Source organism: Micromonospora sp. SL4-19 (genome assembly GCF_047921475.1).
Lineage (GTDB): Bacteria > Actinomycetota > Actinomycetes > Mycobacteriales > Micromonosporaceae > Micromonospora.
This window is the reverse complement of the sequence record NZ_JBLROB010000001.1, coordinates 490,754-511,506: the sequence shown is the minus strand read 5'-3', so window position 1 is coordinate 511,506 and position 20,753 is coordinate 490,754. Positions and strand designations below refer to the sequence as shown.

Sequence of the window (20,753 nt, the reverse complement as noted above, 5' to 3'; positions counted from 1 at the left end):
CCCTGCTGACCCACGGCGCACCGGCGGCGGAGGCGGGCCGGCCCGCCGAGATCACGGTATGACGGCAGCTCGGCGGCCCGGCTACTACAAGCCGTCGTTGATGGGAGAGGATGGGCGGCGTGGAAGCTCTACGGCTGGTACTTCTCTACGTCCATCTGATCGGGTTCGCGATGCTGCTCGGCGGATCGATCGCCCAGTACGTCAGCGGCCGGCTGCGGATCAACGCGGCCATGCTCTGGGGCTCGGTGATCGGGCTGCTGACCGGGATCGGCCTGGCCGCGCCGCTGCGCGACGGGAATGAGCCGGCACCGGCAAAACTTGTTACCAAGTTGGTGTTCGCGTTGCTGATCTTTGTCATGGTCTTCTTCTCCCGCAAGCGGGAGTCTGTCAACCGTGGCCACTTCCTCGCCATCATCGCGTTGACCCTGGTCAACGCGGCAGTGGCGGTCTTCTGGCGGTAGCCCCGCCGGTAGCGGGAACGCCACGGGAAACGGACGTTCGCGACACCTGTCCAGAAGCCTCCGGGCACGAAAAGTGATCTGCCCCACCCAACGGTTACGTAGGGGTAACGGACGCTCAACAGTCGTGCACGATTGTCGGCCGGTGGGTGGGCGCGGGCGTACGCTCCCGTCCGTAACGTGGGACGCCGGCGGGCACACCGCAAGCCGGCGAAAGGGCTGCCACCGCGCGCAACGCGGTGTGCAATGGGAAGGAGTCGTCTTGCGCTCTGTGCGTGGGATGCGGGTCGTCGCCTCCGCCTTCGTGGCGGGTGGCCTCGTGCTGGGCGCCGCCGCGTGTGGTGAGGCCCCCAAGGACAACAACGCCGCTGGCAGCGGCGGCAAGCAGTACAACGCCTGCATGGTGACCGACACCGGCGGCATCGACGACAAGTCGTTCAACGCCGGCGCCTGGGCCGGCCTTCAGGCGGCCGAGAAGGCCAACAGCAACATCAAGGCTAAGTACGTCGCGTCACACCAGGTCGCGGACTACGAGGTCAACCTCAACGGTTACGTCAACCAGAAGTGCGACTTCATCCTGGCCGTCGGCGGCCTGATGGGCGACGCCACCGTTAAGGCCGCCAAGGCCAACCCGAACCAGCAGTTTGGCATCGTGGACGCCAACCCGGGCTTGGACAACATCTACCCGATGCAGTTCGACACCACCCAGGCCGCGTTCCAGGCCGGTTACCTGGCCGCCAGCATGAGCAAGACCGGCAAGGTCGGCACCTACGGCGGTATGCCGATCCCGCCGGTGACCATCTTCATGGACGGCTTCGCCGACGGCGTGGCCTACTACAACCAGGCCAAGGGCAAGAACGTCCAGGTCCTCGGTTGGGACAAGGCGACCCAGAAGGGCTCCTTCACCAACGACTTCGGCAAGCAGGACGAGGGCAAGAAGGTCTCCGACACGCTGGTCGCCCAGGGCGCGGACATCGTCATGCCGGTCGCCGGTGGCGCCGGTCTCGGCACCACCGCCGCCGCCCAGGCCTCCGGTGGCAAGTACTCGGCGATCTGGGTCGACACCGACGGCTGCGAGAGCACCCCGAACTGCCCGGCGCTGCTGACCACGGTCGTCAAGAACATCCCGGACGCCGTCAAGGACGCCGTGCTCAAGGCCGCCAGTGGCGAGAAGCTCCAGGCCAAGCCGGGCTACGTCGGCACCCTGGCCGACAACGGCGTGTCGCTCGCCCCGTTCCACGAGTTCGACAGCAAGGTCCCGGCGGACCTGAAGGCCGAGCTCGACAAGATCAAGGCCGACATCGGCAACGGCACCATCAAGATCACCTCCAAGGCCCAGCCGGTCACGGAGTGACGATCCGCCGACCGCCGCGCTGAGATCACCGGCCGCGGCGGTCGGCGGGCACCAGGCACGACGCACCGGCCGCCTCGGCGTACGCGGGAAAAGCCCCGCGGTGCCGGGGCGGTCGGTCCCCCCTTACCCGCAATGAACCGATCCGGCTCGATGGCCGGCGCGGCAGCGGATACGCTGCCCCATCGCTCGCACTCCCGGAGGTTGCGCTGAGACTCGAACTGCGCGGCATCACCAAGCGGTTCGGTGATCTGGTCGCGAACGACCACATCGACCTGACGGTGGAGCCTGGAGAGATCCACGCCCTGCTCGGCGAGAACGGCGCCGGCAAGTCCACCCTGATGAACGTGCTCTACGGGCTCTACCAGCCAGACGAGGGCGAGATCCTGGTCGACGGCAAGCCGCTGAAGCTGAAGGGCCCATCGGACGCCATCGCGGCCGGGATCGGCATGGTGCACCAGCACTTCATGCTGGTGCCGGTGTTCACCGTCGCGGAGAACGTCATGCTCGGCGCCGAGCAGATCAAGGGAGGCGTCACCGGCTTCCTTGACCGCCGGCGCGCCCGCCGTGAGGTTGCCGAGGTCTCCGAGCGGTACAACCTCCGAGTCGACCCGGACGCGGTGGTCGAGGACCTGCCGGTCGGCATCCAACAGCGGGTGGAGATCGTCAAGGCGCTCACCCGCGACGTCGACCTGCTGATCCTCGACGAGCCCACCGCGGTGCTCACCCCGCAGGAGACCGAGGAACTGCTCACGGTCATGCGGTCGCTCAAGGCCGCCGGCAAGTCGATCGTCTTCATCACCCACAAGCTGGGCGAGGTGAAGGCGATCGCGGACCGGATCACGGTGATCCGGCGCGGCAAGACGGTCGGCACCGCCTCGCCGAGTGCCAGCCGAGACGAGCTGGCCGCGCTGATGGTGGGCCGCAGCGTCCGGCTGACCGTCGATAAGCAGCCGGCCAAGCCGGGCAGGCCGATCCTCGAGGTGGCCGGCCTGGTCGTCGACGACGACCGGCGGGTCCGCGCGGTCGACGGGGTCGACCTGACCGTGCACGCCGGTGAGGTGCTCGGCATCGCAGGCGTGCAGGGCAACGGCCAGACCGAGCTGATCGAGGCGATCATGGGCCTGCGACCCATGCTCGCCGGCACCGTCACCCTCGACGGCGAGGCCGCGCACGGCTGGCCGACCAAGAAGGTGCTTCGCGCCGGCGTCGGCTACGTGCCGGAGGACCGCAGCGTCGACGGCCTGGTCAAGGAGTTCTCCGTCGCGGAGAACCTGGTGCTGGACATCTACGACCAGCCGCCCTTCGGCAAGGGCCTGTCGCTCAAGCCGGACGCCATCGCGAAGTCGGCGAGGGAGCGGATCGAGCAGTTCGACGTCCGCACCTCCTCGGCGGACTCACCGGTGGGCACCCTGTCCGGTGGCAACCAGCAGAAGGTGATCGTGGCCCGGGAGCTGTCCCGGCCGCTGAAGCTCTTCATCGCCGCGCAGCCCACCCGGGGCGTCGACGTCGGTTCGATCGAGTTCATCCACAGCCGGGTGATCCGCGAGCGGGACGTCGGCACCGCCGTCATGGTGGTCTCCAGCGAGCTGGATGAGGTGATCGGCCTGGCCGACCGGATCGCGGTGATGTACCGCGGCCGGATCATCGGCGTGGTCGACCCGGACACCCCGCGCGAGGAGATCGGCCTGCTGATGGCCGGCATCACCCCGGACACCGCCACGGCGACCCCCGATGGCCCTGGCAACGAGGACAAGGCATGACCAACCCGAATTCGGTGTCGGGCTCTCCGGACAAGGAGCTGGCGACCGAGACACAAGAGGCACGGAGCGATGCGCGGGCTATCCCGACCGCGCGCGCCGGCGAGCGTGCGGTGACCGCCACCGCGACCAAGGAGCCCGCCGCCGAGCCCCGCCCGTCGCTGGGCCGGCTGTTCCTGGACAACCTCTGGGCGGCGAACACGGTCACCGTGACCGTGCTCGCCGTGCTGCTGGCGATGCTGGTCGGCGCAGTGCTGATCATCGCCTCCGCTCCGGACGTGCTGTCCACCTACAGTTACATCACCGCCCGGCCGTCGGACGCGCTCAACTCGAGCTGGGCCGTGGTCAGCGACGCGTACGCGAACCTGTTCAAGGGCGCCATCTTCGATCCGGACGCGTCCGGCTTCACCGCCGCGCTGGGCCCGATCTCGGAGACGCTCACCTACGCCGCGCCGCTGGTCTTCACCGGCCTGTCGGTGGCGCTCGCCTTCCGCGGCGGCCTGTTCAACATCGGTGCTCAGGGCCAGGCGACGATCGGCGTCGTCCTCGCCGCCGCGGCCGGCTTCGCGCTGCCGCTGCCGCCGGTGGTGCACCTGCTCGTCGCGCTGCTCGCCGGCGCGGTCGGCGGTGCCATCTGGGGCTTCATCCCGGGCATTCTCAAGGCGCGTACCGGCGCCCATGAGGTGATCAACACGATCATGCTGAACTACGTCGCGGTCTACTTCCTGGCCTGGATCATCCTCCAGGACGGGGTGCAGAGCCCGGGCCGTGCCGACGCGATCAGCAAGCCGGTCGACGCCTCCGCCCAGCTGCCCCGGCTGCTCGGCGACAACCTGCGGGTGCACGCCGGCATCCTGCTCGCGGTGCTGGCCACCGGGTTTGTCGCCTGGCTGCTGAACCGCTCGACGCTCGGCTTCGAGCTGCGCGCGGTCGGTGCCAACCCGGACGCCGCCCGGACCGCGGGCATCAGCGTCACGAAGACGTACGTGCTGGTCATGGTGATCGCCGGTCTGCTGGCCGGCCTCGGCGGCTCGAACATGGTGCTCGGCTCGACCTCGGACGCGCTCACCCCGCAGGTGGTCGCGCAGATCGGCTTCGACGGCATTCTGGTCGCGCTGCTCGGCCGGGTGAAGCCGTGGGGGGTGCTGATGGCTGCGCTGCTGTTCGGTGCGCTCCAGGCCGGCGGCAACCGGATGCAGTCGTACTCCGGGATCTCCCTGGAGTTGGTCACCGTGCTCCAGGCGCTCATCGTCATCTTCATCGCCGCGCCGGCGCTGGTGAAGGCGATCTTCCAGCTCCGGGCGGCCCGCGCGGCCCGGCTGCAGACGAGCCTCGCGAAGGGCTGGTGAGGCATGACCACCATGACTGTCCCCGAGGTCGCCGTCACCACGGTCGACGAGGGTTTCTGGACCCGTACCCGCAAGATCGGGTTGGTCCTGCTGGCGCTGGGCGTGCTCGCGGCGGGGCTCTTCGGGGCGCTCGCGACCGACCAGGAGGCCCGGTTCACGCTCAGCGAGACCGAGGGCGGTGCCGCCCTGACGATCCACGGCACGACCGGCGCGATCCTGTTCGGGATCTTCGCCGCCGCGGCCGGCGCCGCGCTGCTCGCCGGGGTGCCGAGGCGTTGGTTCACCCTGGTGCTCGGCGTCGGGCTGGTCGCCTTCGTGGTGAGCTTCCTCTGCTGGCAGGTCTCCGCGGCCCCCGAGGGCCGCAACTTCATGCCGTTGGTCAACATCGTCCGCGGCACCTTCCTGCTGGCCCTACCGCTGATCTTCGGCTCGCTGGCCGGCGTGCTCTGCGAGCGGTCCGGCGTGGTCAACGTGGCGATCGAGGGCCAGCTGCTGATGGGCGCGTTCTCCGGCGCGCTGTTCGGCAGCCTCTCCGGCAACGTCTGGGTCGGGCTGGTGGCCGCCGCGATCGGCGGTGCGTTCATCTCGCTGCTGCTGGCCGTCTTCGCCATCCGCTACCTGGTCGACCAGGTGGTCATGGGCATCGTGCTCAATCTGCTGGCGGTCGGCGTCACCGGCTTCCTCTACGAGCGGCTGATGCAGCGAGACGCGATGAAATACAACAGCGCCCCCAGGTTCAGCAACTGGGAGATTCCGCTGCTCAAGGACATCCCGGTGCTCGGTCCGGCGCTGTTCCGCGGCAACATCTTCCTCTACGTCGGCCTGCTGCTGGTGCTGGTGATCCACATCGGGCTGTTCCGTACCCGGTGGGGGCTCCGAACCCGGTCGGTCGGTGAGCACCCGACCGCCGCGGACACCCTCGGCGTGAAGGTGCTGCGGCTGCGCTACCGCAACGTGATCATGGCGGGGCTGGTGGCCGGCATCGGTGGCGCCTCGTACACCCTGGCGTTGTACTCGTTCACCAAGAACATGATCGGCGGTAAGGGCTTCATCGCCCTCGCCGCGCTGATCTTCGGCCGGTGGAGCCCGACCGGGGCGCTGCTCGCGGCCCTCTTCTTCGGGTTCGCCGACCAGCTTGCCACCTACCTGGGCGCGGTCGGCAGCAGCATCCCCAGCCAATTCCTGGCGATGCTGCCGTATCTGGCGACGATCCTGGCGGTGGCCGGGCTGGTCGGCAAGGTGCGGGCGCCGGCGGCCGACGGCAAGCCGTACATCAAGGGCTGACCGCCCTCGACGCAGCGTGCCCGGCGGGGGAGCCCGCCGGGCACGGTCGTCTCCGGGCGTCGTCGGTGGCCGCGACAGCCATCGGCGCCTGTGCGGGCCCGACCAGCGTGAATTGGGCAGAATGGGAGATGTGATGGAGATCGACTGGGAGCGGCTGCGCGCCGCCGCCACCGAGGTCATGCGGCACGCGTACGTGCCGTACTCGAAGTTCCCGGTCGGGGCGGCAGCCCTGGTCGACGACGGTCGGGTGGTGGTCGGCTGCAACGTGGAGAACGCCGCGTACGGGGTGGTCCTCTGCGCCGAGTGCGGGGTGGTCTCCTCGCTGCACGCCACCGGCGGCGGTCGGATCGTCGCCCTCTCCTGCGTCGACGCCACCGGCGAGCCACTGATGCCCTGCGGGCGGTGCCGCCAGCTGCTGTGGGAGCAGGGCGGCCCGGACTGCCTGATCGAGGCCAAGGGCGGGCCGTTGCGGATGGCCGAACTGCTGCCGCACGCCTTCGACGTGGCCGACCTCGACGCGGTGACCGGCGAGCACCCGGTGCCCGTGGTGCCGGACCGGCTGGCCGCCTGGCGGGGGCGGGGGACCGTCTTCGTGCACCCTGACCTCTCCGCCGGGCAGCAGGTCTGGACGGCGTACTGGGAGCGGTCGGCCGGGGACACCGAGGGCGCCGAGACCGGCGTGCTGGAGGAGGGCCCGGCCTGGGACGACCCGGCGGAGGCGATCAGCTGGGGGCTGGCCCGCACGCCCCGGGTGGTGGTGGTGGACGCGTCGGGCACCATCTTCTGGGCTGGTGAGGGCGAGCCGCCGATGGAGATCCCGGTTCGGTGGGGTTGAGCTCGGGGATGGGCGCGGTACGCGGACCGGTTTCGCAACGACGAGGAAAGATCATCTGATGAGTGCTTTTACGGCGGTTGACGTCATCCGGACCAAGCGGGACGGGGGCGTGCTGAGCGACGGGCAGATCGACTGGGTCGTCGACGCGTACACCAGGGGCCTGGTGGCCGACGAGCAGATGTCGGCGCTGGCCATGGCGATCCTGCTGCGGGGAATGACCGGGCCGGAGATCGCCCGGTGGACGGCCGCGATGATCGCCAGCGGGGAACGGTTGGACCTCTCGCCGGTGACCCGGCCGACCGTGGACAAGCACTCCACCGGCGGCGTCGGCGACAAGATCACGCTGCCGCTCACCCCGCTCGTCGCCGCCTGCGGCGCGGCGGTGCCGCAGCTGTCCGGCCGGGGCCTCGGCCACACCGGCGGCACGCTGGACAAGCTGGAGTCGATCCCGGGCTGGCGGGCCGCGCTGAGCAACGCGGAGTTCATCGCCCAGCTCCGTGACGTCGGCGCGGTGGTCTGCGCGGCCGGTGACGGGCTGGCCCCGGCCGACCGCAAGCTGTACGCGCTGCGCGACGTCACCGCCACGGTGGAGGCGATCCCGCTGATCGCCAGCTCGATCATGAGCAAGAAGATCGCCGAGGGGACCGGCGCGCTGGTGCTCGACGTGAAGGTGGGCTCCGGCGCGTTCATGAAGAACGTCGACGACGCCCGCGCGCTGGCCCGCACGATGGTCGAGCTGGGCGGGGCGCACGGGGTGCAGACGGTCGCCCTGCTCACCGACATGTCCACCCCGCTCGGCCGGGCCATCGGCAACGCGATCGAGGTGACCGAGTCGGTCGAGGTGCTCGCCGGCGGCGGCCCGGCCGACGTGGTGGAGCTGACCCTGGCGCTGGCCCGGGAGATGCTCGACGCCGCCGGCCTGCCGGATGCCGACCCGGCGGCGGCGCTGCGTGACGGCCGGGCGATGGACGCCTGGCGGGCGATGATCCGGGCGCAGGGCGGCGACCCGGACGCCCCGCTGCCGACGGCCAACGAGGTCGAGGTGGTCCACGCCGCCGAGGACGGCTACGTCGCCGAGATCGACGCGTACGCGATGGGAGTGGCGGCCTGGCGGCTCGGTGCCGGTCGGGCCCGCAAGGAGGACCCGGTGAGCATTCCGGCCGGCGTGGTGCTGCACAAGCGCCCCGGCGACCCGGTACGCGCCGGCGAGCCCCTGTACGAGCTGCGCGCCGAGCACGCCGAGCGGATCCCGGCGGCGCTCGCCGAGGCGCAGCAGGCGATCCGGATCGCCCCGGACGTCCCGGTCACGGCGCCGCTGGTGATCGAGCGGATCGGTTGATCGTTTCGGTCGGCGGGGCCGTGGTGCCGGCCCCGCCGAACCGCTATCCTCCCTGCCCAGCGGGCTCACCTGCGATGAGCCGACGCAAGCAGACAGGGACCTGAGCCGTGCGCGTACCCGCCCCCAACCCCAGGGACGTCCGTGAGGCGAGCCTCGACGAACTGGCCCGGCTGGGTCTCCCGCTGCCGCCGCCGCAGTTCCCACTGGTGTGGGAACCGGCGGACGAGATCGAGCTGCGCCCCACCGCCGAGATCGAAGCCCGGATCGCGGTGCTGCACCTGATCCTGGCCCGCTGTTTCGGGATGCCCGCGCAGGCAGCGATGAGCTGGCTGCTGGATTCGCACCTGGTCGACACGGTGACCCCGCCCGAGTGGCAGTTCGTGGTGGGCGGCAAGGGCGACCACCGCTCCTTCGTGCTGCACCACGACGCACTGTTCTCGCTGGCCTGGGTGCTCGGGCTGGCCAAGGAGCTGGACCCGACGGTGCCGGTGGACCCGCGGTTGGTCGAGCGGATGCCGAACCTCGTCGGCGGGGAGACCTTCCCGCAGTGGCGGGCCCGGATCCTGGCCGCCCCGCAGCATCCGGCCGACGCCGCCGCCCTGCTCGACCTGCACTACTGCCTGGACTGGGCGTACCTCGAGTCGGAGCAGGCCGGCCGGGCGCTGCCCGGGCTGGTGGACGCGAACGCGATCGGGCAGCGCCGGTGGGCGCTGGAGTGGGCGGTGGTGCTGCGCGGGCCGTACCACGACGAGCCGCCGGGCTGGGAAGAGGTCGACCTCTCCACCTGACCTCAGCGCGGCCGGTGCACGCCCAGCCGGACCGCGAGGGTCACCGGCACCGGCTCGGACAGCGTGGCGATCCGCTCGGCGAGTCGGGCGGGGTCGGTGTGCCAGGCGCTGGGGCCCATCCCGACCAGGGTGGCCACCTCCGTGCGGGTCAGCGCCAGTCGGGCCCGGTGCTCGGTGCCGGACTCCTGGGTGAAGTGCGCGGCCAGGCTGCCGGCGACCCGGTCGGCCTTGGCCGGGTCCACCCGCAACAGGTCGAGCGCGTCGACCAGCTCGGCGAGGTGGTCGACGGCAGGGGTGACCACCAGCAGCGCGCCGGCCGGGTCGAGCACCCGGTGGAACTCCGGCCCGTTGCGCGGCGCGAAGACGTTCAGCAGCACGGTGGCGGAATGGTCGGCCAGCGGCAGCCGCTGCCAGGTGTCGGCGAGCGCCGCCGCCGCGCGCGGGTGTGCCCGTGCCGCGCGGCGCAGGGCCGGCTTGGCGACGTCCAGGGCCAGGCCGACGGCGTCCGGCAGCGCCGCCAGCACCGCGGCGAGGTACCAGCCGGTCCCCGCCCCGGCGTCCACCACCAGGGGGTACGCCCCGCCCGGGGCCGGCGAGGCGCCGTACACGATCTCCCGGGTCGCGGCGGCGAGTGCGGCGGCGACGGCGTCGTAGTGGCCGGCGGCGAGGAAGTCGGCGCGGGCGGCGACCATCTCGGCGCTGTCCCCGGTGTGCGGGGCGCGACCGGCCAGCAGGTTGACATACCCCTGGCGGGCGACGTCGAAGCTGTGCCGGCGCGGGCAGCGCAGCGCGCGGGCGGTGCCGGCGGTGGTCTCGGCGAGCGGCTCGGCGCAGACCGGGCAGCGCAGCCGGGCCAGGATCCGCGGGTCCACGTCAGACCTCCGACGGGCTGGGGCGCTGCCCGCCGGTGAGGCGGTCGACCACCCGGTGGGTCAACGCGCCGAGCGCCTCGACCTCCTCCCGGCTGAGCAGGTCGATCAGGTGCCGCCGGACGGCGGCCACGTGGCCGGGGGCGGCCGCCTCGATGGCCTGCCGCCCGGCCGGGGTGAGGGCGACGACCGAACCCCGTCCGTCGGACGGGCACTCCTCGCGGGTGACCAGGCCGCGTTGCTGCATCCGGGTGAGGTGGTGGGACAGCCGGCTGCGCGACCAGAGCATCCGGTCGGCCAGCTCGCTGAGCCGTAGCCGCTGGTCGGGTGTCTCGGAGAGGTCGGAGAGGACGTCGTAGTCCGGCTCGGAGAGGCCGGCCTCCTGCATCAGCTCCCGGGCCAGCTCCAGGTCGAGCAGGCGGCGCATCCGGCGGTAGCCGCGCCAGGCATGGTCCTCCCGCTCGTCCAGCCAGCGTGGTGCGTCCATGCGCCGATCCTAGTCGAGTGGTTGACATGTCACTCAAGGCGTCCTACGGTCGATGACATGTCAACCAGATTGCCCGCGCGGCTGGCCCGCCTCCTGCTCGGCCCAGGCCCGGTGGCGGCGTGACCGTGGGGCTGTGGGAGCTGTTCGGCGAACGGGGGCGCGGGGTGCTGGTGACCCTGCGCCGAGACGGCCGGCCGCAGCTGTCCAACCTCGACTACCTGGCGGAGCCGGGGCTGATCCGGTGCTCCACGACCGGTGACCGGGCCAAGGTGCGCAACCTGCGGCGCGACCCGCGGGCCAGCTTCCACGTCACGACCCCCGACGGCGGGGCGTACGCGGTGGCCGAGGGAACGGTCACCCTCAGCCCGCCGGCCGCAGCGCCGGACGACGCGACGGTCGACGAGTTGATCGAGGTCTATCGGCGGATCCGGGGCGAGCATCCCGACTGGGCGGACTACCGGGCGGCGATGGTGGCCGACGGCCGCCTGGTGCTCCGCCTCGCCGTCGAGCGGGTGTACGGCTGGCGGCCGTGAGCCTGCCTGGTCCCCTGTCCGGGCCGGACCGGCGGTGACTAGTGTCTGACCATGGTCGCAATCCGGTACGAGGACGTCGTCAAGGTCCCGAAGGCGCTGCTGCACGACCACCTCGACGGCGGTCTGCGGCCCGCGACGATCGTGGAGCTGGCCGCCGAGGTCGGCCACGAGCTGCCCACCACCGACCCGGAGGCGCTGGGGCGCTGGTTCGTCGACGCGGCGAACTCGGGCTCGCTGGAGCGCTACCTGGAGACGTTCGCGCACACCGTGGCGGTCATGCAGACCGCGCCCGCGCTGCGTCGGGTCGCCCGCGAGTGCGCCCTCGACCTGGCCGCCGACGGCGTGGTCTACGCCGAGGTCCGGTTCGCCCCCGAGCAGCACCTGGAGCAGCACCTGACCCTCGACGAGGTGGTCGAGGCCGTGGTGTCCGGCTTCGGGGAGGGCAGTGCGCTGGCCGCCGAGGCGGGCAACCCGATCCGGGTCGGCACCCTGCTCACCGCGATGCGGCACGCCGCCCGCTCGCAGGAGATCGCCGAGTTGGCCGTCCGGCACCGGGACACCGGGGTGGTCGGCTTCGACATCGCCGGCGCGGAGGCGGGCTTCCCGCCCACCCGGCACCTGGACGCCTTCGAGTACCTCCAGCGGGAGAACTTCCACTTCACCATCCACGCGGGCGAGGCGTTCGGGTTGCCGTCGATCTGGCAGGCGATCCAGTGGTGCGGTGCCGACCGGCTCGGCCACGGCGTGCGGATCGTCGACGACATCACCCCGGGTCCGCCGCCGGCGCTGGGTCGACTGGCCGCGTACGTCCGGGACAAGCGGATCCCGCTGGAGCTGTGCCCGTCGTCGAACGTGCAGACCGGGGCGGCGCCGTCGATCGCCGAACACCCGATCGGGCTGCTGCGCGACCTGCGTTTCCGGGTGACCGTCAACACCGACAACCGGCTGATGAGCGGCACCTCGATGTCCCGGGAGATGGCGCTGCTGGTGGAGGCCTTCGGCTATGGCTGGAAGGAACTCCAGTGGTTCACCATCAACGCGATGAAGAGCGCGTTCATCCCGTTCGACGAGCGGCTGAAGATCATCGACGAGGTGATCAAGCCGGCGTACGCCAAGCTGATCGGCTGATCACGGGTGCGCGTGCGGGTGGCCGGCGAGCAGGGCGGCCACCCGGCGCAGCACCTGCCGGGCCCGGGCCGCCTCCGCACCCAGCCCGGTCTGCCGGCGCAGCACGGCGGGCTCGGCGCGCAACAGCCCGAACCCGCGCCGGATCAGCACCCGGGGCGCCTTGCGTTGCTCGGCGAGGTCGCGGGCGAGCCGGCGGACGAAGGTCGCCCCGCGCGGCCGGCGCAACGCGTACGCCCCGGCGAGCAGGCCGCGGCGGCGGCACTCCGCGACGATCTCGGCGGCGAAGATCCCTTCGGCGACGAAAAGTGGCGATTCGGCGACGTCGAATGGCCGGGTGGCCACCCTCCGGTCCGCGCCGATCGCATAAACCGGCACATCGGCCTTGCCGTCCCGCGCCAGCCGGGCAATTGTTTCCACCGCCGTGTCCGCGTCCCAGGACAGCGGGGATTCCCAGTCCGCCTGTCCGTTCCGGCGCGGCAACGTAGGGTCATCGCCGTCCTTGTAGAAGTCGTCCAGACAGAGCACCGGAAGTCCGGTTCGCTGTGCGATGTACGACTTTCCCGAGCCGGAGGGGCCGGCGAGGAGGACGACGCGGTGACGGTATTCCATTACTTTGAGTGACTCCGGCCAGACGGATTGCTATCAAATTGCATCAACATCTCATCACACCTCCGTCAGGGAACAACGTGGGCTTTCTCTTTGCGGAGCGGCGTGATGGAATCTCGGAGGTCCGACCCGCCGGGTCGGTCGCTCGGCTTTGCCCAACGGCAACGCCCGGGCGCGGTTATGCGAGGGCGGTGACGTGAGCAAACGGCCGAAGACGGCGGGCTCCTTCCTGTCGCGTCTGCGCCGGCCGGCCAGCCGGCTCCGCGACATGCCGATCTGGTCCAAGCTCGGTCTGATCATGATCGTGCCGACCATCGCCACGGTCGTGGTGGGCACCAGCGGTCTGGTCGACCACCTGGGGACACTCAACAATGCCAACCGGACCGGTGACCTGGCCAACCTGATCGGCTACTCAGGTGACCTGATCGACACTCTGCAGGACGAGCGGGCCACCGCGGTGCTGTGGCTCGGCGCCACTCGCGAGGGCCTGAGCAGGGCCGAGAAGGTCCAGACCGTGGCGCAGTACCAGGAGGCCTTCAACCGAACCAACTCCCGCGTCGACCAGGCGAGGTCGCCCTACTCCCGGGAGCGGTCCGGGATCGACAACCTGCCGAAGAACTTCGAGAAGATCCTCGACGACATCGACGAGAGCCTCGCCAACCTCCCGGCCACCCGGAGCCAGATCAACAACGGCAAGCTGAAGATCGATGAGGCGCGGCAGTCGTACGCGGGTCTGATCGACAACCTGCTCAAGATCCGTGAGTCGGCGATCCAGCTGGCCGGTGACAACGACCTGAGTGACCTGATGCGTGCGGGCGCCGCGGTCGCCCGGCAGAAGGAATACATGGCCCAGCGCCGAGTGGTCGTCCACTGGGCCCTGGTGCAGGGAGAGCTCAACCCGAACCTGCGGCAGCAGTACATCGCCACCGAGACCGGCGCCACGCAGGCGTTCCAGAGCTTCAAGGCGGTCGCCACCCAGACCGACTACGAGTTCTACAACTCGACGGTGGAAGGCTCGGACCTGCGGGAAGCGCAGAGTTACTGGTCCATCATCAACAGCACCATCGACGGCAAGAACATTCCCAAACTGCTCAAGCCGGACCAGTGGGACGGCGCGATGGTGAACTACACCAAGCTGGTCCGTACGGTGGAGAAGCGGCTCGACCGCAATGTGGTCCAGCAGGCCCAGAACCTCCGCTCGGACACGCAGCGCCAGGTGTTCCTGGAGACCGGCCTGCTGCTCGTCATGCTGGTGCTGGCCATCATCTTCGCGTACGTGGTCGCTCGCTCGATGGCCCGATCGCTGCGCGAGCTGCGGCAGGGCGCCCTCTCGGTGGCCCAGTTCGGCCTGCCGCAGGCGGTGGCCCGACTGCGGGACCCGCAGGTCACCGGTCAGCTCACCCCGGTACAGCTGGCAAACCAGATCGCCGAGCCGCTGCCGGTGCGCAGCAGGGACGAGTTCGGCCAGGTGACCGAGGCGTTCAACGCCGTCCACCTGGAGGCCGTCCGGACCGCCGCCGAGCAGGCCGCCCTCCGGGCGTCCGTCGCGACGATGTTCGTCAACCTGGCCCGCCGGTCGCAGATCCTGGTCGACCGGTTGATCGGCCACCTCGACCGGCTGGAGCGCGGCGAGGAGGACCCGGACCGGCTGGCCGAGCTGTTCCAGCTCGACCACCTGGCCACCCGGATGCGCCGCAACGACGAGAACCTGCTGGTCCTCGCCGGCGCGGACTCCACCCGCGTGCAGCGTGAGCCGGCCGCCCTCATCGACGTGCTCCGCGCCGCCCAGTCCGAGGTCGAGCACTACACCCGGATCGAGTTTGGTGTGATCGACCGGGACATCGAGGTCGCCGCGCACGCGGTCAACGACCTGGTGCACCTGGTCGCCGAGCTGTTCGACAACGCCACCGCGTTCTCTCCGCCGGACTCCCACGTCATGGTGGAGGCCCGGCGGATGGGCGACCGTGCCTCGCTCTTCGTCGAGGACCGGGGCATCGGCATCAGCCCCGACCAGCTGCGCGAGCTGAACGAGCGGCTCGCCACTCCGCCGCAGGTGGACGTCGCGGTCTCCCGGATGATGGGTCTGGTCGTGGTCGCGCGGCTGGCGTCCCGGCACGGAGTCAAGGTCGAGCTGCGGCCCGGTATCGACCGGGGCATGGTCGCCGACGTGAGCCTGCCCACCTCGGTCCTGATGCCGCGTGCCCTCTCCGGCCGGGGTCAGCAGGCACCTGCTCTCCCGGCCGCTGCGGCCGGTCCCCAGCAGGGTGGTCCGGCGCCCGCGTTCGGCGCCCTGGCCGCCCTCGGCAACGGTCCGAGCACCCCGACGGCCCCGCGCCCCGGCGCATCCGGCAACCAGGTGACGCTCGGCGGCCGTCCCTTCGACCCGGCGCCCAGCAACGGCTTCGGTAACCCGGCCACGGCCGGTGGGACGCGGTCGATGCCGGCCTGGTCCGACCTCACCGGCGCCACCGGGCCCACCGGCACCGGCGGCGACGCCTTCGCTCCGCGCACGGCGAACGGCCAGCCGATCGACCCGCTGCCGCAGCGCCGCAGCCCGGCCGAGGGTGACCCGAGCACCGGCCAGCAGCCGGCCGTCCCGCGGCAGCTGCCGAGCAACCCCGAGGCCCGGCCGTACAGCGCTCCACCGGCGCCGCCGGTCTCCGCACCGCCGCTGCCGCCGATCTCCGGTGTGCCCGTGTCGGCCTCGCCGGTCTCGGGTCTGCCCGTCTCCGGTCAGCCGGTGTCGGCCGCGCCCGCCCCGGCCTACCCGGTCTCCGGGCCGCCGGTGAGCCAGGTGCCGCCGCGTCCGGCCCCGCCGGCCGTCACGCCGAGCGTCGGCGCGCCGCCGGCCTGGCCGCCGGTCGCCACGCCCGACCCGGCCGCCGCCCCGCCGGTACCGGAGCGCCTCGCCGCCGGCCTCGACATGACCACCGAGCTGCCCCGGGTCACCCGTCCGGAGGCGCCCCCGGCCGCCAGCCGGCCGGCGCCCGCGCAGGTGCCGGCCCCACGGCCGGCGCCCCCGCAGCAGGCGGCCAACCGCTTCGCGGACGAGACGATGGAGCTGCCGATCTTCCGGGAGCTGGAGTCGGCCTGGTTCCGCACCCGACGGCCGGGTCCGGAGGAAGCGGCCGGAGCGCAGGCCACGGCGGCGAGCGCCGCCGCGACCCAGCAGTTCGCCAAGGTCGATGGCACCGGTCGGCCCGTCCAGCAGACAACACCCGGGACGACAGGTAACACGCCGATGGCACACACTCCGACGGCCGGCGGAGCACCGCAGGACAGCACAAGAGCGAACGGGGGCGGGCGTCCCGGTTACGCCGAGGCCCTGCCGAACCGGCGAGCGCCGCAGCAGTCCACCGGCTGGCAGACCGCAGCCGACGACGGTTGGCGGGCCGCCTCGGCGGCGACCGAGGTCCCGGTCGCCGAGACCACGCAGAAGGGCCTGCCCAAGCGGGTGCCGATGGCGCAACTCGTCCCGGGTGGCGTAGAGAAGCCGACCGCATCGAAGGAGCGCCGGACGCCGGAAGGCGTACGGGGTCTGCTCTCGGCCTACCATCGGGGCGTACAGCGGGGGCGTAACCACCCGACCGACAGCAACTCGGCCGGCCCGGAGGCGACTCTGGGCGGGCAGCAGTCCTCGCAGTCTGGCTCAGGCCCAGTGGCCGGGAGCGGGCAGAAGGAGCAACAAGGATGACTACTACGCAGGATCTCGGATGGCTGCTCGCCAACTTCGCCGATCGGGTGCCCGGTGTGGCGCACGCGGTCGCGGTCTCCGCTGACGGCCTCCTCCTCGCTTCGTCCCGTGACCTTCCGCGGGACCGCGCGGACCAGCTCGCGGCGATCGCGTCCGGCCTGGTCAGCCTGACCCAGGGCGCGGCCCGTTGCTTCGAGGGCGGGGCGGTGCTGCAGACCGTCGTCGAGATGGACAACGGCTTCCTGTTCCTGATGTCCATCTCGGACGGCTCGTCGTTCGCGGTCCTCGCCGCACGCAGCAGCGACGTCGGGCAGGTCGGTTACGAGATGGCCCTGCTCGTCGACCGGGTGGGCGACGCGCTGACCCCGCAGCCGCGTACGGCTGTCGGGATGATGGGCTGAACGACGCGCTGACCGGTGGGTCAGGAGCGGCAACAACTACGACAACGACGGGTGTCACCGGGGCGAGCCGGTGCCGGGTACGAAGGAGGTGAGCGGCGACATGGTTGATCGTGATGAACCGACCGGAGCGTTGGTCCGTCCGTACGCCGTGACCCGCGGTCGTACCCGTCCCCGGCTCGAGATCGCCTTGGAGGCGCTCGTCGAGACGACGGTGCGCGGCCGGGCCGTTGCCACAGGCAATGGCGGCCAGGGCCGTGAGCACCAGTACATCGCTGCGCTGTGTGACGGACGTGTGCAGTCGCTCGCCGAGATCGCGGCGCGCATGCAGCTTCCGCTCGGCGTGGCCCGGGTGCTCATCGCCGATATGGCGACGGACGGCCTGGTCGCGGTCCATGAGCCGACCATCCTGGACGACTCCGATGACGCGGTGGGCACTGAACTGCTGGAGAGGGTGCTGAGTGGACTTCGCAGGCTCTGACATGTCGCACCGGCCGCCGGTCCCGAGCGGACGCGTGACGTCGGCGAAGATCGTTATCGCCGGTGGATTCGGCGTCGGCAAGACGACGCTGGTCGGCTCGGTCTCGGAGATCACGCCGCTGACCACCGAGGCGATCATGACTTCCGCCGGCGTGGGCGTCGACGACAACCGGCAGGTGCCGGGGAAGACGACGACCACGGTGGCGATGGACTTCGGTCGTATCTCGATCGATCGCGATCTGATCCTGTACCTGTTCGGTACGCCGGGTCAGACCCGGTTCTGGTTCATGTGGGACGAACTGGTCCGCGGTGCCATCGGCGCCGTGGTGCTGGTCGACACCCGTCGGCTGGCCGACTGCTTCGCCGCGATCGACTTCTTCGAGCACCGGCGGCTGCCGTACCTGGTGGCCATCAACTGCTTCGACGGCATGCAGTACCACGACCCGCAGGACGTCCGGGACGCGCTGGCGATCTCCAGCCACGTGCCCGTGGTGGCGTGCGACGCCCGGAACCGGGAGTCGACCAAGCACGTGCTGATCTCGCTCGTCGAGTACGTGCTCACCATGCGGCGTTCGCGGGCGGTCGCGCCCGCCTGACCGGCATGGCGAAGCGCCCGGTGATTCGGTCACCGGGCGCTTCGCGCTGTCCGCAGGACGTCCCCCGGCCTGCCCGGGCCCGGTGAGTTCCCGGGCTCGGGCAGGCCGCAGTGGACGATCAGGAGTACGGGGTCCAGGCGCCCTGGCTGACCGTGTAGACGCCGAGCGAGTCCCGCTCCATGCCGCCGTGCCGGATCGGGGCGAAGGCGTATGCGCCGGCGATGCCCTCGGTCACCTGCGTCTGGAGGTATGCCCGCAACCGGCCGCGGTCGACGCTGCTCGCCGTCCCGGCCGCCGAGGCGAGCAGTTGGATCGCGTCCGAGCCGTACGGGGCGAAGCCGCTGAAGCTGCCGTGCAGCGCGGCGTAGCGGTAGATGAAGTCTCGCCGGGCCAGTTGAGCGGTGGTGGTCGCGATCAGCGTGTTGATGGCGAGGCAGGCCGGGTGCACGGCGTACGCCCCCTCGACGGCGGGCGCGTTCGCGTCCGAGAGCGTGTCGTCGGCGACCGCGCCCGGATCGAAGAAGAGCGGGCCTCGGTGGCCGGCCCGTCGCAGCGCCCGGGCTGCTTCGCCGGAGTCGGGGGCGGTGGCCCACACGATGACGCCGTCCGGCTCGCCGGCCACGGCCCGCCCGGCCGCGGAGCTGAAGCTGCGCCCGGAGGCGGGCAGCCGTACGATCCGCGCCAGGTCCACATCGACGGCCCGCAGCGCGCCCTCCACCGCTTGTACGCCGGAGTCGCCGTGCAGGCCGTCGGCGGCCAGCAGGGCGACCCGCCGGATCCGCTGTGACTCGATCAGGCGGGCCATCTGGCGGGCCACGTCACCGGCGTCCGGGGTGAGCTTGTAGATGAAGGTGCGCTCGGCCAGCGGCAGCGCGATGCCGTCCGCGGCGGCCAGCGACAGGAACGGCACCTGGAGCTCCTGGGCCACCTCGACGATGGCCATGGAGGTCTCGGCGGAGGCACCGCCGACCAGCGCGTGCACCTGGTGGCGCCGGGCCAGCTCGGTGGCCTGCCGGGCCGCCTCCCGGGGGTCGCTGCGATTGTCCCGGACCTCCAGCCGCACCGTACGCCGCAGGTTGCCGACCGGGATGCCGGCGATGTTCAGCGACTCGACGGTGATTTCCATGGCCCGGTGCTGGAGCACCCCGAGGGCGGCCCCCCTGCCGGTCAGCTCCAGGTTGACGCCGATCACCAGCTCGTGGTCGCCCGGGGCGGTCGTGCCGGCGGTCCGGCCGTCCGGTTGCTGGTCCTGCTGCCCGCACGCGGTGAGCAGCAGGGTGCCGGCCGCCGCGGCGAGGATGCCCCGCCGGGTCAGCACGGAGGAGCCGAATACCGGTGTCGCCATTGGAGTCGCCTTCCCACCCCGGCGAACGCCCGTCGCCGGCTGTTCCGCGGGTATGCTCCCGGCCGGCCGGACCCGGCGTCAAATTATCCGGGTGTGGGTAGGAACACGCAGATGGGAAGCGGGACGACTCCGGTCAGGACCGGTAGCCGACCGAGCGGTACTCGTACTCCCGGTCGTCGTCGCGGTCCCCGGTGTCCCGGGTGAAGTCCCAGCCGCCGGCCGCCTCCCGCCCGGGACGGCCACCGACGGCGAAGCCGCCGATCTCCTGGCCGCGCCGCCAGCCCCGGAAGTAGCCCGTGGTGTTCTCGGCGAGGCTGGCCGCGTTCCGCACGATCCGTAGTGGACGTTCGTCACGCAGGGGCGAGCCCGGCACCAGGTTGGCCTGCGGGACGCGCTTCGGCAGGCCGGCGCTGGTCTCCGCGCCGACCGCCGGGCGGGCCGCCTGCTCGGCGGCCTGCCAACCACTGTCGGCGGTGCTCGACCAGCTCAGGTCGGCTTCGTCGCCGTGCCCGACGAACCAGGCGGACTTCGCCTGCGCGAAGATCAGCAGGTCGCCGTCGCCGTCGTCGGAGACCGGCGGTGGCCGGTGTTCCTGCGGCGCCGGACGCCGCTCCGGCGGGCTGGGCTGGTCGGCACGGGACGCCGGCCGACCGGACCTGTCGGCCTCCTGCCGATCGACCAGCCGCAGCGACCGGGCGTCCAGGCCAGGGTCGGTCGGCGGGTCCAGCTCGTCACGCAGCGCCCGGTCGGCCAGCGGTGGCGGCTCCACGAGCCGCAGCATCGGCGGCTCCTGGGGCAGGTCGTCGGCGAGCCACGGCGGGGTGACCCGACTGCCGCCAGGGTCGCTCGGCGCGTCCACGCCCCGGCCGCCGTACGAGTAGGGGACCGGGGCCTCCGCAGCGCGCTCGTCCTGCTCGTCGCTGTTGTTGACCAGCGGCCAGTTGGCCCGGGAGCCCGGGGGAGCGGCTTCCTGGCCGGGGCGCGGCGTCGGCACCGGGACACTCAGGTCGGTGGCGCTGAAGCCACCGGTCGGCGGCTCCTGGTTGGTCTTCGGTCGGGGCGGGATGACGGTCCGCTGCCGCTCGGCGCGGGCGCTGTTGATCGCCGCCGTGGTCAGCGTGGGGCGGAACGGCTCGCCCGCCTCGGCCGGCGGCACCTTGCCCCGCTGGGCCGGGGCGATCGGGGTGATCCCCGGAGGCGGCGGCGGTGCGGAGACCGGCCGGTTGGTGGGCCCGTCCACCCGCTGCGGCATCGGCGCGGCGGCCGGCTCGGGACGCGACGGCGGTGCCGAGGCCGGCCGGCCGGTGGCGGCCGGGGCGGGGGCGACGGGCGGCGGCGCGACCGGTGGTGGGGCGACCGGCGGCGGGCCGAGCGGCTGGGGCGACGCCGGCGCGGCCGGTCCGGAAACCGGCTCGGGGCGGCTGCGCCGACCCACCGGCTCGGGTTCGGCCGG

18 protein-coding genes and 1 pseudogene are annotated in these 20,753 nt (G+C 71.9%); 14 read left to right on the top strand and 5 right to left on the bottom strand.

Translation table 11 applies throughout. The features are described 5' to 3' along the window. Positions 1 to 119: 119 nt before the first annotated feature. The 8 genes from ACNAVT_RS02260 to ACNAVT_RS02225 all read left to right on the top strand — a co-directional run bounded on the left by ACNAVT_RS02260 (position 120) and on the right by ACNAVT_RS02225 (position 9,164). Entirely contained in the window at positions 120 to 461 is a 342-nt protein-coding gene (locus ACNAVT_RS02260) for a hypothetical protein (RefSeq protein ID WP_416292309.1), read from the top strand. 277 nt (positions 462 to 738) lie between these two features. Further along, a complete protein-coding gene (locus ACNAVT_RS02255) occupies positions 739 to 1,812 on the top strand; it encodes a BMP family lipoprotein (protein WP_416292836.1) in 1,074 nt (357 codons plus the stop codon). 206 nt (positions 1,813 to 2,018) lie between these two features. Beyond that, entirely contained in the window at positions 2,019 to 3,572 is a 1,554-nt protein-coding gene (locus tag ACNAVT_RS02250) for an ABC transporter ATP-binding protein (protein ID WP_416292834.1), read from the top strand. Then, complete coding sequence (locus tag ACNAVT_RS02245; protein WP_416292307.1) at positions 3,569 to 4,918, top strand: ABC transporter permease; 1,350 nt, start codon at positions 3,569 to 3,571, stop codon at positions 4,916 to 4,918. The genes ACNAVT_RS02250 and ACNAVT_RS02245 overlap by 4 nt, the downstream gene beginning before the upstream one ends. 3 nt (positions 4,919 to 4,921) lie before the next feature. Continuing rightward, entirely contained in the window at positions 4,922 to 6,202 is a 1,281-nt protein-coding gene (locus ACNAVT_RS02240; RefSeq protein ID WP_416292305.1) for an ABC transporter permease, read from the top strand. A gap of 133 nt (positions 6,203 to 6,335) precedes the next feature. Continuing rightward, entirely contained in the window at positions 6,336 to 7,037 is a 702-nt protein-coding gene (locus tag ACNAVT_RS02235; RefSeq protein ID WP_416292303.1) for a cytidine deaminase, read from the top strand. A gap of 58 nt (positions 7,038 to 7,095) precedes the next feature. Further along, entirely contained in the window at positions 7,096 to 8,376 is a 1,281-nt protein-coding gene (locus ACNAVT_RS02230; protein ID WP_416292302.1) for a thymidine phosphorylase, read from the top strand. Between the two features lie 107 nt (positions 8,377 to 8,483). Beyond that, on the top strand, positions 8,484 to 9,164 hold the full coding sequence (locus tag ACNAVT_RS02225) for a DUF4272 domain-containing protein (protein WP_416292300.1): 681 nt from the start codon (positions 8,484 to 8,486) through the stop codon (positions 9,162 to 9,164). Positions 9,165 to 9,166: 2 nt separating this feature from the next. Here the strand turns inward: ACNAVT_RS02225 and ACNAVT_RS02220 are convergent, their stop codons facing one another. Next, entirely contained in the window at positions 9,167 to 10,036 is an 870-nt protein-coding gene (locus ACNAVT_RS02220; RefSeq protein WP_416292299.1) for a putative RNA methyltransferase, read from the bottom strand. A 1-nt stretch (position 10,037) separates the two neighbouring features. Beyond that, positions 10,038 to 10,520 (bottom strand): MarR family winged helix-turn-helix transcriptional regulator, encoded by a 483-nt coding sequence (locus ACNAVT_RS02215; protein ID WP_416292297.1) that lies wholly within the window; start codon positions 10,518 to 10,520, stop codon positions 10,038 to 10,040. A gap of 119 nt (positions 10,521 to 10,639) precedes the next feature. Between ACNAVT_RS02215 and ACNAVT_RS02210 the strand changes: the two genes are divergently transcribed. After that, complete coding sequence (locus ACNAVT_RS02210; protein ID WP_416292295.1) at positions 10,640 to 11,053, top strand: PPOX class F420-dependent oxidoreductase; 414 nt, start codon at positions 10,640 to 10,642, stop codon at positions 11,051 to 11,053. A 51-nt stretch (positions 11,054 to 11,104) separates the two neighbouring features. Beyond that, complete coding sequence (locus ACNAVT_RS02205; RefSeq protein ID WP_416292293.1) at positions 11,105 to 12,181, top strand: adenosine deaminase; 1,077 nt, start codon at positions 11,105 to 11,107, stop codon at positions 12,179 to 12,181. Here ACNAVT_RS02205 and ACNAVT_RS02200 read toward each other — a convergent pair whose 3' ends face one another. Further along, the gene (locus ACNAVT_RS02200) at positions 12,182 to 12,790 is read right to left on the bottom strand and encodes a uridine kinase family protein (protein ID WP_416292291.1); all 609 of its coding nucleotides are present in this window, start codon (positions 12,788 to 12,790) and stop codon (positions 12,182 to 12,184) included. A gap of 193 nt (positions 12,791 to 12,983) precedes the next feature. On the opposite strand from ACNAVT_RS02200, the gene ACNAVT_RS02195 reads away from it, so the two are divergent. From ACNAVT_RS02195 to ACNAVT_RS02180, 4 genes are all read left to right on the top strand, one after another. Further along, a complete protein-coding gene (locus ACNAVT_RS02195) occupies positions 12,984 to 16,481 on the top strand; it encodes a nitrate- and nitrite sensing domain-containing protein (protein ID WP_416292290.1) in 3,498 nt (1,165 codons plus the stop codon). After that, entirely contained in the window at positions 16,478 to 16,882 is a 405-nt protein-coding gene (locus ACNAVT_RS02190) for a roadblock/LC7 domain-containing protein (RefSeq protein ID WP_132186590.1), read from the top strand. Before ACNAVT_RS02195 ends, ACNAVT_RS02190 begins: the two co-directional genes overlap by 4 nt. A gap of 100 nt (positions 16,883 to 16,982) precedes the next feature. Beyond that, positions 16,983 to 17,360 carry a DUF742 domain-containing protein gene (locus tag ACNAVT_RS02185; RefSeq protein ID WP_046567086.1) on the top strand — a complete coding sequence of 126 codons (378 nt, stop codon included), beginning with the start codon at positions 16,983 to 16,985 and terminating at the stop codon, positions 17,358 to 17,360. Between the two features lies 1 nt (position 17,361). After that, positions 17,362 to 17,955, top strand: a complete 594-nt coding sequence (locus ACNAVT_RS02180) for a GTP-binding protein (RefSeq protein ID WP_416292288.1) — start codon at positions 17,362 to 17,364, stop codon at positions 17,953 to 17,955. A gap of 118 nt (positions 17,956 to 18,073) precedes the next feature. Here ACNAVT_RS02180 and ACNAVT_RS02175 read toward each other — a convergent pair whose 3' ends face one another. Both ACNAVT_RS02175 and ACNAVT_RS02170 read right to left on the bottom strand, forming a co-directional pair. Beyond that, complete coding sequence (locus tag ACNAVT_RS02175) at positions 18,074 to 19,300, bottom strand: ABC transporter substrate-binding protein (RefSeq protein ID WP_416292286.1); 1,227 nt, start codon at positions 19,298 to 19,300, stop codon at positions 18,074 to 18,076. Positions 19,301 to 19,433: 133 nt separating this feature from the next. After that, positions 19,434 to 20,729: pseudogene (locus ACNAVT_RS02170) on the bottom strand (transposase); the annotation flags it as partial. Positions 20,730 to 20,753 lie beyond the last annotated feature (24 nt).